This window comes from Mesorhizobium hawassense (assembly GCF_003289945.1).
Lineage (GTDB): Bacteria > Pseudomonadota > Alphaproteobacteria > Rhizobiales > Rhizobiaceae > Mesorhizobium > Mesorhizobium hawassense.
On record NZ_QMBP01000025.1, the window covers coordinates 19,412 to 33,712 of the forward strand.

Consider the following 14,301-nt stretch of genomic DNA (forward strand, 5'->3'; position numbering starts at 1 on the left):
CGCCTCCTGGTATTTTCGATACTGGTCTGCACACTGGCACGGTTCGATCCCGCTGCCGCAGAAATGCAGCATTTTCAGCTTGAGGTCTTTGTCAACGGCGCCTCGACCAACCAGATCGCGGCGTTCACATCCACCGATGGACTGCATTTTGGAACCAGCCCGGATGAACTGCGCGCCCTGGGATTGGCCGTCGGCCAGGACAGGCCTGGCGATGCCATCGTCATGCTCGACACCGTTCAGGGCCTGGCCTATCGCTACGAGGAACGCGAGCAACGCATCTATCTGAGCATCAATGAAGGCCTGCGCGGGACGATCAACTACGACGCGCGGCCCGATGGCGAGGCTCCGCCTCACGTGGAGACAGGCACGGGCGGCGTCCTCAACTACAATCTCTTCGCTGCGTCTCGACAGGATGCGGACAAGACCGACTTCAGCTTCAGCGGCGTCTCCGCGACCCTCGACGCGCGGGCCTTCTCGCCGATCGGCACGCTCGGCCAGTCGGCGATCCTGCGGCTGGACCAGGACGGCCAAGCCGATGCGCTCAGGCTCGATACCACGTTCAGCTATTCGGACCCCGAAAGACTGCTCACCTATCAGGCCGGCGACGCCATCACAGGCGGCTTCGCCTGGACGAGGCCGATCCGCATCGGCGGGCTTCAGTTGCGCCGCAATTTCGGGCTTCGCACCGACCTGATCACCCAGCCGCTTGCCTCCGTCGGCGGCAGCGCGGCGGTTCCATCCACGGTGGACGTCTACGTCAACGATGCGAAAACCTATTCGCGCGAGGTCGGCCCCGGGCCATTTCAGATCACCGACATTCCGGTCACGACCGGCGGTGGAGAAGCGCGCGTCGTGCTGCGCGACGCGGCGGGTCACGAGACGCGCACGACCGTGCCCTTCTATGCTTCACCCAACCTGCTGAGGCCGGGACTATCGGACTTTTCGCTGGAGGGCGGTCTCCCGCGCTTCGGCTACGGATCGACTTCGGACGCCTATGCGCTCAACCAGCCGGTCGTGTCGGCAAGCCTGCGTAAGGGCATCTACGACTGGTTGACGCTGGAAGGCCATGCTGAGGCCTCCGGCCAAATGGTGAATGGCGGCGCCGGCCTGGTGACACGCACCGGCTCGCTTGGCGTCGCTTCGTTCGCCCTGTCCGGCAGCCATGGCGATACCGGCAACGGCGCACAGGCCTATGCTTCCTACGAAATGAGGCTAGGCGACATCAGCATCAATGCAAGCGCGCAGATGACGTTCGGGCACTATGACGATCTCGCTTCGGCGAGCAGCCGACTTCGGGAGAAGGCGGGGGCCGATCACGCATTCTTCAGCCTTCTGGATTTCGACCCCGACGGATCCGTTGGGGATGGCCGACCGCAGAAGACGCTCAACAGCATCTCGTTCGGCGTGCCTCTGCCGTCCGGCAACGGCAGCATAGGGGCAAGCTATATCGACCTGACACCCGCGACCGGCAACAGATCGCGGATCATAACCGCCTCCTATTCACGGACGCTGCCCTTCGGCTATTTCAACGCCACCGCTTTCGCCGAGCTTTGCGGGGACCGGCATGTCGGCCTGTTCGGCGCATTGTCCGTCCCGATCGGCGGCGACGTGATGGCATCATCGGGGGTTTCCGCGGGCCGCGACGGCGTCGAGGCGCTCGCCGAAGTGAGCAAGCCGCTGGCTCAGGAACCCGGCAGCATCGGCTGGCGGGCCAGCTTCAGCCAGAAATCCACCGAAGGCGCGGCAGCGGCATCCTACCGCTCATCCTACGGGCAGGCCGATGCCGCTGTCCTTCATTCCAGTTCCGGCACCACGGCGACCGCGCAGGTCGATGGCGCGATCGCGACGATGGGCTCAGGGGTGTTCCTGACCGATCGGATCGACGACAGCTTCGCCATCGTCGACACAGGCGTGCCCAATGTCGGCGTCTTATATGAAAATCGCCCCGTGGGGGTTACGGACGCGCATGGCCGGCTGCTGCTGCCGGGCCTGCGCTCCTATCAAAGGAACAAGATCGCCATCGGCACCGCCAACCTGCCAGTCGACGCCGAGGTCGCCACGACGCAGGACGTCGTGGCGCCGGCCGACCGCTCGGGGGTGCGCGTGGACTTCCGGGTCCGCACCAACATCAACGCCGCGGTGCTGGTCTTGTCGGGCTCGGACGGACAGCCGCTCGCGGTGGGATCGCAGATCAAGGTCAACGGCAATCGGGATTTCCTCGTCGGCTACGACGGACGTGCCTACGTGACAGGCCTTGCAGGCAGAAATACCCTCACGGCGGAGACTGCCCAAGGTTCATGCCAAGCGTCCTTCGCCTACCGATCAAGGACCAACGAACAGGTCGTCATTCCGGTCGTCTGCCGCTGAGGCGAGAAGCCGTCAGTAGGTGACCGTCACGACGACGGTGTCGCTGTAGGCGCCGGGCGCGGGCGTCGTTTGCGCGGGGGCGCGCGCGTAAACGCTGTATACCTGGTCCAGACCCGAGCCGGTGCCGGCACTGGTGTCGGTCCCTATCGTATTGCCCCAGACGGTGGTGCGGGCGCTGTCGCTGTACAACGAATAGGTCACGGTCCTGGCGCCGCTCGTCATCTTCCGGTTGGCCACCGTGGCGCCGGAACCCGAGCCAGCACCCAAGCCGATGGTATAGGGCGTCGAGTTGGTGCAGCGCACCGTGATCGAACCGGTCGTGTCGGCATTCGAGGCCAGGACGCCGACCGAACCGAAGTTGACACTGGAGGCGGAGACGGTGCAGTTGGCGTTGATCGTCGCGGTCCAGGCGGAGCCGGTTGACGTGGTTTGCCGTGTGCCCGTCGGACAAGCGGGAGTGGATCCGGTCTTATAGTCATAGCCGGCAGCCGGCGCGGTGGTCATGGTCCAGGAATACGATCCGGGTCCCGAGGTGGTCTGGTTGGCGAACACCCTGCCGTATACCGTCATGGTGACGCCGGCGCTTCCCGAGGAACCCAGGTTGAGATCGTAGGTAGTACCGGCGGGAAAGAGACTATAGGCCGTTGTCGCCAGGCCCCAGGATCCCCATACCGTCGTCCGCGACGAGTCGCTGTAGAGTTCGTGCACCAGTCGATCGGAACCGGACGCCAACCTTCGATTGCCAGCCGTGTTCGTCTGGCCGGGCGAGAGCTCGACGCATAGTCGCACGGTCTTGTTGTTCGTCCCGGTGCAGTTGACGGAGAAGGTCGCCGTCGTGTCGACCGAGCTGCCGCTCAGAATGTCGACCGTGCCGTACGATCCGCTGGCCGCCGAAATCGAACAGCTCTGGGAGCGGGCGTCTTGCATGCCGAAGGCGAACAGCAACACGAGCATGAGCGCCACCCGCTCGACCCCGCGTGCAAGCGGAACGGTCCAATCAAGCCGGCGGCTTTTCGACCTGCGCGTCTCGAATGTTTGCTCCCTGCCCATCGAGCTTGCCTATCACAGCATCCCGCAGGGCAGAATGGGATATCGCGCCAATTCAGGAGGAAGTTCGATTGGCCCGGATATCGCGAGAAGAGTTGGCCACTTTGGACAGGGGCGGCGCCGCGCCTTACTTCGCGTCGTGGAAGATGATGCCCACCGTATGCCGCTGTCCGGAGCGCAGCCGGCTGACGCCGTGCCGAAGGTTCACCCGGTAGTACCCCTTGGTGCCCTGCACCGGCCGGTTGTGCACGGCGAAGACCACCGCGTCGCCGCGTTTCAGCGGCACCACTTCCGCCCGGCTTTGCATGCGCGGGCGCTGTTCGGTGAGCACGAATTCGCCGCCGGTGAAATCCTCGCCGGGCTCGGACAACAGGATCGCCACCTGCAGCGGAAAGGCGAGCGCGCCGTATAGGTCCTGGTGCAGGCAGTTGAAGTCGCCGGGAGCGTATTGCAACAGAAGCGGCGTCGGCCTGGTCTGGCCCTCATCGTGGCAGCGCTTCAGGAAGGCGGCGTGGTCGGCCGGATAGCGAAGCGCCACGCCCATCTTCTCGTTCCAGTCGTTGGCGACCGTGGCGAGACGCGGATAGAGGGCTGAGCGCAGCCCCTCGATGAGGTCCGGCAGCGGGTACTTGAAATAGCGATATTCGCCTTTGCCGAAGCCGTGGCGGGCCATGATCACATGGCTGCGGAAATGTTCTTCGTTCGGATAGAGGCCGGCGATCTCGGCGCATTCTTCCGCCGACAACAGGCCGGGCATGACGGCGCAGCCGTGGGCATTTAGCTCGGAGACGATGCCGCGCCAATCCTGCGCCGCGACGCGGGATTCGGCCGAGCGGCCGGCGCGTTTGGTGTTCAGGGAATGGATGGTCATGGGTTCGCTCCTTGCTCGCCACCAAGGTGGGGCGGAAGCGATGCGGGAGCCACCCGATTTACGACAAGATGGCGAGGCGCCTCACCGCCTCCTATACCCCTCCAGCTCCGGATCGAGATCCACCTTCACCGCGTTGGCGAACACGCATGTCGCCACCATGATGCCGGCGAAGGCGGTGAGGTTGACCAGCAGCGTCTCGTCGTAGCGCGCCTTGAGCGCGGCCCAGATTTCGTCTGGAACGGCATTGGCATCGGCCGTGACCGCCTTGCCGAACTTCATCAGCAGCGCTTCGTCGGTCGTCGGCGCGATCGCTTCGGGATCGAGGCCGTTGTCGATCAGCGCGCGGCGGAAGAAGGTCACCGGGATCTCGGCGCGCATCGTCTCGGCGATCGCCTTCGAGAACAGCCAGATGGCGCGGTCGTCGAGCGCGGGCCTGAGCAGGTCGCGTAGCGTGAACCATTCGGCATAGATGCGGTGAGCGGCCGGCGAATGCAGCAGGATGCGCTTCATGTTGGTCATGCGGCCGCGCAGCTTAAGCTCGCGGTCGTGCTCGGCGCGGATGTCTTCGGAGGCGGTCGCGTAGTCGATCGCGGAGAGATGCGCCATCGCGATCACCCCAGCGTTGCGTGCAGCGCCGGCGCGCCGCGCAGCGTGTTGGAAACGGTGCAGATGTCCTCGGCGTTGGCGAGGATTTGCTGCTTCGTCGCGGCGTCGAGATCGCCGGTGATTTCCAGTTTGATGTTGAATGCCTCGACGCGCGAGGGCTCGTCCTTCGCCTTCTCGCCGCCGACATCCGCCCTCACCTCGCCCAGCCGGTCGGCGACGCCGAGGCGGTTGGCGGCGATGCGGGCGCTGAGCACCATGCAGGCGGCGAGCGACGCATAGAGCAGATCGAGTGGATTGAAGCCGGGCGCGCTGACCTGCGTGACCACATTGACGGTGCCGCCGGTTGGGGTGGTGATCACGGGCAGGCCGCCCGGCGGCAAGACGGCGAGCGCGCCTGTGGCCCGGGTCCTCACCTTAAGCTCGCTCATCAAATGTCCTTTCGGCCACACTGCAAGAATCGAGGTTGCGGGCACCGATGGGTGTCCTGTCGGCACGCTATCGATCTCTCCGCGCAAGATCGACCAGTTTCGTTTTCTGGCCCAGCAAGTCCCAGCCCGCGAGACGGCATCGATCCTCGTCACCTCGCGACGGAAGGCGAGGTCAAACATTTAGAAATTCCTAAACCTGGAAATGCTATGCGTTCCAGGTTCATATTGGGGCCTCGGATGAACGCGCTCAGGCGAGCCATCGGATTTGCGCTGATCCTGCTGACCGGAACGGCAACGTTTGCCGCGTTGCATATCGATGCCCAACGCAACTACGCGTTGGCCAGGCAGCGCTATCTCGAGAACTCCCAGGCCACTGCCCGCGCCGCGGCCAAGACCGTCGAAGACTCGCTGGGAGCGATTTACGAAAACGTCCGCACGCTGACCTACCTGCCGAGCGTTCGAAATCTCGACCGGCACGGCACCAATCTCGGCGAGGAAGGGCGCGCGACGATCCAGCAGATCTACAACAACCTCGCCAACAGCGTTTCCATCTCGGAGGTCTACTTCCTGCCCCTGGACTTCGACCCGGATCGCTTCGATCCGGTGACGGGCAAGCTCGAGGAGCCGATCCTTCAGTTCGACCAGTTGATCGTCAACGCCAGGGCAAGGGTCGACGCGGCCGATCAACAAAAGCCCGGCAAGCTGGACGATCAATCCCTCGTTCGGCCACCTGAAGAGATCGAGACATATGAATATCACGCGCTTGCCAAGCAACTTGCCTGGCTGAAGGTCAACTACCCGAATTCGAGCAGCATCGACGGGCTCAACGTCCCGGTCATCGGCACCAAGGAGCTGATCACCTGCGACAACACGGACTTCATCCACAGCGGCAACGACGCCGACCGATCCGGTTTCATCCTTTCGGTTCCCGTCTTCGCGGCCGACGGCAGCCTGCGCGGTTCCGTCTCGGCCATCATGCTCACCTCGGCGCTGCGCAAGCTGCTGCCCGGCAGCGAGTACGTCATCGTCAATTCAGGCTATGGGTTCGAATCCGACCAGCACAAGTTGCCGACGTCGCTCGCGGCCGATACCCACTCGTTCACGGCGCCCGACCCGAACCTGATCTACTCGCAGGTCATCCCGCTTTCCCTCAACGACCCGAGAAGCTCGTGGCACCTCTGGGTCGGGTTTCCCAACAGCAGGTTCGAATCCAATGTGGACGCAAGATCGGTGCGCCAGTTCGAGCTCTCGGGATACGCAGCGATCGTGGTCGTGACGCTGCTGGCCATGGCTTGCTGGCATGCGATCGCCCGCAGCATGTCGCTTCAGGCGAACGCGGCCGAGACGCTCGAGCGGCGGGTGGACGAGCGCACCGCCGAGATCCAGCACCTGGCCACCCATGACATCCTGACCGGGCTACCGAACCGCGGACTGCTGGCCGACACGATGGACGAGGCATTGAGGAGCCTGCGGGGCAGCGAGAAGCTGGCCGTGCATTGCATCGATCTAGACCGCTTCAAGCCGGTCAACGACACGCTTGGCCATCCGGTCGGTGACGAGCTTCTGCGCGCCGTGGCGGGCCGGCTGAGGCAACAGGCGGGAGAAACCGCCATGGTGGCCAGGGTGGGCGGCGACGAATTCATCGTCCTCCAGCTTCTGCTCGACGGCGACGACCAGGCCGGCGCGCTGGCAAGCCGCGTCATCCATGAGCTGTCCAGCGAATTCTCGATCCAGGGCCACACCATCAACATCGGCGGCAGCATCGGCATCGCGGTATTTCCCGACGACGGACAGAGTTCGGAAATCCTGATCAGGAACGCCGACCTCGCCTTGTACAAGGCCAAGATGGAAGGGCGCGGCACCTGCCGTTCGTTCGAGCCGGGGATGGACGCGCGGCTACAGGAGCGTCGGCAACTCGAGGCCGAGCTGGCAGAGGCCGTGGCCAACAATCAGTTCGTGCTGCACTACCAGCCGCTGCACGACGCAGCGACCTCCGAGCTGACCGGCTTCGAGGCGCTGGTGCGATGGAACCATCCGCGGCTTGGCCTGCTGGCGCCATCGGAGTTCATCCACCTTTCGGAAGAGACCGGGGTCATCGACGGGCTTGGCGAATGGATCATGCGGCAGGCCTGCGCCGATGCCGCCCAATGGCCCCTGCCCGTCAAGGTCGCCGTCAACCTTTCGCCGGCCCAGTTCAAGCAGCAGGGGTTGGCGCTCCAGGTCGCCGCGGCGCTCGCCGCCTCCAATCTCCTGCCGTCACGGCTCGAGCTCGAGATCACGGAATCGGTGCTGCTTGCGCACAACGAACACACGATCCGGACACTCTACAACCTGCGCGATCTCGGCGTCGGTATCGCCATGGACGATTTCGGAACCGGATACTCGTCGTTGAGCTATCTGCGGTCCTTCCCATTCAACCGCATCAAGATCGACCGCAGCTTCGTCAGCCTGATGTGCGAGAGCAGCGAGAGCCGGGCAATCGTCAAGGCCGTGGCCGATCTCGGCAGCACGCTCGGCATGACGACGACCGCCGAAGGCGTCGAGACCGAGGACCAGTACCGCCTGGTCAAGGAGAATGGCTGCACGGATGTCCAGGGCTGGTTGTTCGGCCGGCCGATGCCAGCATCCGACCTCCCTGCCTTTTTCGAGGCGCCGCGCGCCCTGACGGTCTGAACAATGCGATATCGTCGGATCACGTGCGGCGGGATCCCTCTTCCTTGAACAGCTTGGGTGTTCAAAGCAAGGTGTTCGACCGAATTCCAGCCAACCTATTTCAGCCCCCGCAGCACATGTTTCTGGATCTTGCCCGATGCCGTGCGCGGCAAGGTCTCCACGGCAAGGAATTCCTTGGGCACCTTGTAGCGGGCGATGCGCGCGGCGCAGTGCCCGGCAAGGGCTGCCGGGTCGAGCGCGCGGCCGGGATGCAGCACGACAAAGGCGCGGCCGACCTCGCCCCAGCGCTCGTCGGCGATGCCGATCACCGCCGCCTCGGCAATGTCGGGATGGGCGAGCAGCGCCATCTCGACCTCGGCCGGGAAGACGTTCTCGCCGCCCGAGATGAACATGTCCTTGCGGCGGTCGACCAAAGTGACGAAGCCGTCTTCGTCACGCCTCGCGACGTCTCCGGTGCGGAACCAGCCGTCGTCGCTGAAGGCGCGGGCCGTCTCTTCAGGCCGGTTCCAGTAGCCCGGCGTGATGTTGGGCCCCGCGAGCCAGATCTCGCCCGCCTCACCCGGCGCGACATCGTTGCCGCCGTCATCGACCACACGCAGGGAAACGGTCGGCGCCGGCAGGCCAGCCGAACCCGCCCTGCGGGCGATGCGCTCGCTTTCCAGCGGCATGCCGAGCACGGTGCCGGCCTCCGTCATGCCGAAACCGTCGACCATCGGCACGCCCTGGTCCAGCCACCACAGCACGTCGGCGGCAGGGTTGGGCGCGCCGCCGGTGAAGAGAGCCACAAGCGATGTCCAGCGGCGAGGTGCGAACTCGGCATGATCGCGCAGCATCCTCGCCATCTGCGGCACGCAGAAATAGTGGGTGATGCCGAGCGCCTGGTCGGCGAGCCGCCGGTTGGTGAGGCCTGGGTCGAACCCCGCCGAGATCAGCACCGTGCCGCCCTTGAGCAGCACCGGGCGCAAATTGGTGATCAGGCCGATGACATGGAACATCGGCGCATCGCAGAGGAAGATGCTGTCATGGCCGACGCGGCCGATGACGCCGAAGTTGATCGCGGTGGCGAAGGCATTGGCCTCGGTGACGATGACGCCTTTCGGCCGGCCCGACGTGCCGGAGGTGTAGAGGATGATCGACGGCCGGTCGGCTTCCGGCAAGGCCCGGCGCGGCGCCGGCGCCTGCTGTTCCACCATCGCCGCGAAGCTGGCGACCGCGAGCTGCGCGCAGCCGGCAGGCGGCGCCGTGTCGAATTCGGTGTCGCGAACCAGGAGCACGGGATCGCAGTCGCCGAGGATCGCCTGCCGCTCGGCCGCCGCGAGCCGCCAGTTGACCGGCACGAAGATGGCGCCGCGGCGCATCGCGGCCTGCTGCAGGATAACTACGTCGGCGCTGTTGCGGGCCAGCATGGCGATCCGCTGGCCCTGCCCTATGCCATGCTTTTCAAGCACCGCGACCGCGCGCTGGATGGCGTCGTCGAACGCCGAGTAGGTCCAGCGCCGTCCGGATGCAAGGTCGACGCAAGCGAGGCGGTCCGGCCCTGCCCGGGCATGCAAGGCAATCGGATCCGGTGTCGTCCAGGCCGGCATTGCGATCTCCTCCCGTGTCACGCGCCCTATCGGGTGCTGGGCGGCTTGGATCGCCGGCCCTGCGTCGGATCATTTCGGTGCGATCATCTCGCCTTTTCGTAGGCGCCGAGGCCGGGCTTGTAGCTCTTTTCATCGATGAACTGGCGGATGCCTTCCTTGCGGCCCTCATTGTCGAAGGAATTGGCGGCCTCTTGCGCGCGCACCAGATAGTCCTCGGCATTGTCGTAGGTCATCTCCGCTACGCGGCGGATGGCGTCCTTGGTGGCCTTTAGCGCGACCGGGTTCTTCTTCAGCAGGACCGCCGCCACCTCGGCGACACGCGCCTTCAAGCCGGCGAGCGGCACGCTTTCATTGACCAGCTTCCAGGCCGCCGCCTTCCTGCCGTCGATCAGCTCGCCGGTCAGCGCGTGGTACATGGCGTCGCGCATCGACAAGAGATCGACCACCACCTTGGTGGCGCCGCCGCCGGGCAGGATCCCCCAGTTGATCTCGGAGAGCGCGAACTGCGCCTCGTCGGCGGCGAAGGCGAGATCGCAGGCAAACAGCGGCCCATAGCCGCCGCCAAAACACCAGCCATTGACCATGGCGATGGTGGGCACCCGATACCAGCGCAGCCGCCGCCACCAGCCATAAGCCTCGGATTGGGCCTTGCGCACGGCGCCCAGCCCTTTCGCCTCGGTCTCGCGGAAATATTCCTTGAGGTCCATGCCGGCCGACCAGGCGGCGCCCTCGCCCGAGAGAACGAGAACGCCGACATCGTCGCGGAATTCGAGCTCGTCGAGCACCTGCATCATGCGCCGGTTGAGCGTCGGGCTCATCGAATTGCGCTTGGCCGGCCGGTTGAACCGCACCCAGGCGATGCCGTCCTCGACATCGAAGGCGACGGTGTCTTCGGTTTCTTCTCCCATGAACTCCTCCTATATCGCTATGTCGCATAGCAACCATATTCGCTATGTCGCATAGTATTTTTACCTTGACAAGAGGATAGATCGCGGCGATCCATCCGACATGGACGAACCAACGACCGACCTCGGCGAAGATGCGCTCGACGCGCAGATCGGCTACAACCTCAGGCGCGCCTCGGCGCTGGCGCTCAACGATTTCGCGGTCGAGATGACGGAGGCGTCGCTGCGCCCAGTCACCTACGCCATGCTGGCGGTGATCGACGAGCGGCCGGGCATCCGCGCCGCCGAGCTCTGCCGGCTGCTCGGCATGAAGAGCGCCAACATGGCGCCGCTGCTCGCCGAACTGGAAGAGCGAGGCCTGATCGAACGCGACGACCATGCCGAGGACAGGCGCGTGCAGGAGCTCAGCCTGACCGAGGTCGCCAGGGCGGCCATGCCCGCCTGGCGACGGCAGGTGCGCAGGCACGAGGACCGTTTCCTGCAACGGCTGACGAGCAAGGAGCGGGCAACGCTGCTGCGGCTGTTGAGGCTGATCTGGGTGGATGAGGCCGAGTGAGGGCTGGCGCCCTTCGCACCCCAGGCAAAACAATTCGATAGCGGCGCGTCCTGCGGGACTGACTCAGGTTGTTCCGCATAAGGAACATTGCACGGCAGGCGGGACGGCACCCCCTCTGCCCTGCCCGTCCTCCGCAGCAGCTGCGCTGCAGCTGCGGAGGGTGGACCGGACAGAGGGGGTGTGAAGGATCGCGGCGCAACGGGCTTCGTTCACGCCCTCAGCGCGTCAGGTCGAGCGCCGACGTCAAATCTCCCATCGGCGGCTGGTCGTGGTTGCGCAGCGCCTTGTCGCGGGCGACGATGCCCTGCAGTACCGGCAGGTCGTAGCGGTTGGTGATGAAGCGCAGGATCGAGGTGGTGTCGTACTGCGTGTGGTCGACCATGCCCATCCTGGCATAGGGCGAGATGATGAAGGCCGGGACGCGATTGCCCGGGCCCCAGCGGTCGGCCTTGGGCGGCGCGACGTGGTCCCAGATGCCGCCATTCTCGTCATAGGTGACGACGACCAGCATATGAGCCCATTGCGGGCTCTTCTCCAGATGCGAAACGATGTCGGCCAGATGCTGGTCGCCCGAGGTCACGTCGGCATAGCCGCTGTGCTCGTTGAGGTTGCCCTGCGGCTTGTAGAAGGAAACCTGCGGCAGCTTGCCGTCGTCGATCGCCTTGATGAATTCGCTGCCGTCGAGGCCGCCATCCTTGATGTGTTCGGTCCGCGCGGCCGTGCCCGGCGCATAGGCCGCGAAATAGTTGAAGGGCTGGTGGTGGAACTGGAAATTCGGCACGGGCGTGGCGTTCTTGCCGTCGAGCGCCGCCTGCCAGGCGCCCGAGTACCAGGCCCAGGAAATGCCCTTCAGCGACAAGAGGTCACCGATGGTGATCTCGTGCTGCGGCGGCAGCGTGGTCGGCTGCGTCGGGTCGGCCAGCGCCTTGTCGCCACCCTCGACCGGCTTGTTGGCGCTCGGCTGGTAAGGCGGCTGCATGGTGTTGACGGCGTAGAAGTCCGGCGTGATGGCGCCGTCGTTGACGAATTTCGGCACGCCGCCCAGCGCCGAGGCCGGCGAATTGTCGGCCGACTTCAGCGTCACGCCATCCGGCTCGACGACGGCGATCTGGCCCTTCACCGGGCTGGTGTCGGCATTCGGATAGTATGGCACGCAGGCGCAGGCCAGCATGAAGTGGTTGAGGAAGGAGCCGCCAAAAGCGCCCTGGAAGAAATTGTCGGCAAGCACGTATTTCTGGCCGATCGCCCACATCGGCAGCTTCGAGCCGTCATAGTGGCCCATCACCAGAGAACCCGAATCGGCCCAAGCGACGAACTTGTCGTTCCGGCCGCCGTCGATCTGCATCTGCTCCTGGTAGAAGCGGTGCCAGAGATCGTGCGTGACGACGTTGGTACCCTCGTTGAAACCCTTGGGGTCGTCGATGGCGAATGTGGCGTTGGCGAGATGCGCGGTCTGCTCTTCCGTCACTGCCGGGGTCACGCCCTTGCCCGTCAAGCCGCCCCACACCGGCGGCAGTTCGGAAAGCGGCTTGCCGTCGCGATCGAGCTGGCGCGCCTGGTCGGGCGACACATTGGCCAGGCCATTGGCGCCCGGGAAGCCGCCATAGAGGTTATCGAAGCTGCGGTTCTCGGCATAGATGACGACGACGGTGTCGATCTTGTCGTAGCCGGGAGGAGCGGCGTGAGCGGCAGCGGTGAGCGATGCCAGCGCCGTGGAGGCAAGGCAAAGGGAAAGAAAGGGCCGGATCATTTGGAAATGCCTCGTGGCTAGGAATGGCTGGAGGACGGCAATGCAGGCATGCGACTGCATCGATGCCCAGCTACTTCGGCGCCTTGTCACCTTTGTGACAGTTCCGCTGCGTTCGAACACGGTTTCGTGAGCGAGACGGCCGGTCATCAATCCGTTGCACTGCCTCCCTACTTCCCCGCTGAATTCAGGATGGCACCGATGACGATGGGAAGATGGAAAAGCCGGGCGATCGTCGCTGCAGCGGCCTCGTTGGTCGGCATCGCCGCGCCTGCCAACACGTCCGGCGTCCATCCCGGCCCGATGACGCGTGAGCAAGCCTATGCGCGCGCCGACGCGCTGACCGCGCTGGGGCGACAGATGTTCTTCGATCCTGCCCTCTCGGCCTCCGGCAAGCAGGCCTGCTCGTCCTGCCACGATCCCAACCACGCCTTCGGCCCGGCCTCGGCCTCGCCGGTCGAGATGGGCGGGGCGAAGCTCGACCAGCCCGGCGTTCGAGCGGCGCCGTCGCTGCGCTACCTGCAGGCGGCGCCGGCCTTCACCGAGCTTTTTTACGATTCCGAGGACGAAGGCGACGAGAGCGTCGACAACGGCCCGACCGGGGGGCTCACCTGGGACGGTCGCGCCGACCACGGCAAAGACCAGGCGAGGATCCCGCTGCTGTCGTCCTTGGAGATGGGCAACAAGGACGAGGCCGAGGTGGTCGCCAGCCTGCGCAAGGCGCCCTATGCCGATGCCTTCAAGGCCACCTTCGGCGCCGATGTCTTCGACCATCCGCAAGACGCTTTCGACGCCGCGGTGGAGGCGCTCGGCACCTTCGAGCAGAGCAGCGCCGACTTCTATCCCTATTCCAGCCGCTACGACGCCTTCCTCGCCGGCAAGGCGCAGCTCTCCGCGCGGGAATTGCACGGACGCGCGCTGTTCGAGGACGAGAGCAAGGGCAATTGCGCGAGCTGCCATCTCAGCGAACCGGCCAATGACGGCGAGCCGCCGCAATTCACCGACTACGGCCTGATCGCGATCGCCGTGCCGCGCAACCCGGCGATCCCCGCCAACGCCGATCCCAGTTATTTCGATCTCGGCCTGTGCGGCCCGCTGCGCACCGACTTCAACGGCCACAACGAATATTGCGGCCTGTTCAAGACGCCAACGCTGCGCAACGTGGCCCTGCGAAAAAGCTTCTTCCACAATGGCTATTTCCACACGCTGCGCGAGGCGGTGGCCTTCTATGCCAGCCGCGACACGGATCCTGGCCACTGGTATCCGAAGAAGGTCGACGGCACGGTCGACAAATTCGACGACCTGCCAAAGGTTTATTGGGCAAACCTCAACACTGACCCTCCCTTCAACGGCAGGAAACCCGGCGACAAGCCGGCGCTGACCGACGCCGAGATCGACGACATCGTCGCCTTCCTCGGCACGCTGACCGACGCCGATCAGGCGGGGCAGTGAGAGCGGCTGCGCCAGCGCCGCAAGATAATCGATCCAAGGACGCAACCAGCGATTGCTCGCAGG

At 65.1% G+C, this 14,301-nt stretch carries 11 protein-coding genes; 4 read left to right on the forward strand and 7 right to left on the reverse strand.

Going from position 1 to position 14,301, the window contains the following annotated elements; all coding sequences use genetic code 11:
- Positions 1–63: 63 nt before the first annotated feature.
- Entirely contained in the window at positions 64–2,367 is a 2,304-nt protein-coding gene (locus DPM33_RS31975) for a fimbria/pilus outer membrane usher protein (RefSeq protein ID WP_112101356.1), read from the forward strand.
- A gap of 12 nt (positions 2,368–2,379) precedes the next feature.
- Here DPM33_RS31975 and DPM33_RS31980 read toward each other — a convergent pair whose 3' ends face one another.
- The 4 genes from DPM33_RS31980 to DPM33_RS31995 all read right to left on the reverse strand — a co-directional run bounded on the left by DPM33_RS31980 (position 2,380) and on the right by DPM33_RS31995 (position 5,319).
- The gene (locus DPM33_RS31980; protein WP_167449285.1) at positions 2,380–3,321 is read right to left on the reverse strand and encodes a Csu type fimbrial protein; all 942 of its coding nucleotides are present in this window, start codon (positions 3,319–3,321) and stop codon (positions 2,380–2,382) included.
- Positions 3,322–3,541: 220 nt separating this feature from the next.
- Positions 3,542–4,285, reverse strand: a complete 744-nt coding sequence (locus DPM33_RS31985) for a 2OG-Fe(II) oxygenase (RefSeq protein WP_112101358.1) — start codon at positions 4,283–4,285, stop codon at positions 3,542–3,544.
- 81 nt (positions 4,286–4,366) lie between these two features.
- Positions 4,367–4,891 carry a carboxymuconolactone decarboxylase family protein gene (locus DPM33_RS31990; RefSeq protein WP_112101410.1) on the reverse strand — a complete coding sequence of 175 codons (525 nt, stop codon included), beginning with the start codon at positions 4,889–4,891 and terminating at the stop codon, positions 4,367–4,369.
- Positions 4,892–4,896: 5 nt separating this feature from the next.
- Positions 4,897–5,319, reverse strand: coding sequence for an OsmC family protein (locus tag DPM33_RS31995; protein WP_112101359.1), 423 nt, complete (start codon positions 5,317–5,319; stop codon positions 4,897–4,899).
- Between the two features lie 237 nt (positions 5,320–5,556).
- Here DPM33_RS31995 and DPM33_RS32000 point away from each other — a divergent pair, with 237 nt between their 5' ends.
- Positions 5,557–7,992, forward strand: a complete 2,436-nt coding sequence (locus tag DPM33_RS32000) for a putative bifunctional diguanylate cyclase/phosphodiesterase (protein WP_112101360.1) — start codon at positions 5,557–5,559, stop codon at positions 7,990–7,992.
- 95 nt (positions 7,993–8,087) lie between these two features.
- Here the strand turns inward: DPM33_RS32000 and DPM33_RS32005 are convergent, their stop codons facing one another.
- The gene (locus DPM33_RS32005; RefSeq protein WP_112101361.1) at positions 8,088–9,578 is read right to left on the reverse strand and encodes an AMP-binding protein; all 1,491 of its coding nucleotides are present in this window, start codon (positions 9,576–9,578) and stop codon (positions 8,088–8,090) included.
- A gap of 83 nt (positions 9,579–9,661) precedes the next feature.
- Complete coding sequence (locus DPM33_RS32010; protein WP_112101362.1) at positions 9,662–10,486, reverse strand: p-hydroxycinnamoyl CoA hydratase/lyase; 825 nt, start codon at positions 10,484–10,486, stop codon at positions 9,662–9,664.
- A 100-nt stretch (positions 10,487–10,586) separates the two neighbouring features.
- On the opposite strand from DPM33_RS32010, the gene DPM33_RS32015 reads away from it, so the two are divergent.
- A complete protein-coding gene (locus DPM33_RS32015; RefSeq protein ID WP_112101363.1) occupies positions 10,587–11,039 on the forward strand; it encodes a MarR family winged helix-turn-helix transcriptional regulator in 453 nt (150 codons plus the stop codon).
- Between the two features lie 217 nt (positions 11,040–11,256).
- Here the strand turns inward: DPM33_RS32015 and DPM33_RS32020 are convergent, their stop codons facing one another.
- Positions 11,257–12,789, reverse strand: a complete 1,533-nt coding sequence (locus DPM33_RS32020; protein ID WP_208648477.1) for an acid phosphatase — start codon at positions 12,787–12,789, stop codon at positions 11,257–11,259.
- 198 nt (positions 12,790–12,987) lie between these two features.
- Between DPM33_RS32020 and DPM33_RS32025 the strand changes: the two genes are divergently transcribed.
- Complete coding sequence (locus DPM33_RS32025) at positions 12,988–14,238, forward strand: cytochrome-c peroxidase (RefSeq protein WP_112101365.1); 1,251 nt, start codon at positions 12,988–12,990, stop codon at positions 14,236–14,238.
- The last annotated feature ends 63 nt before the right edge of the window (positions 14,239–14,301 follow it).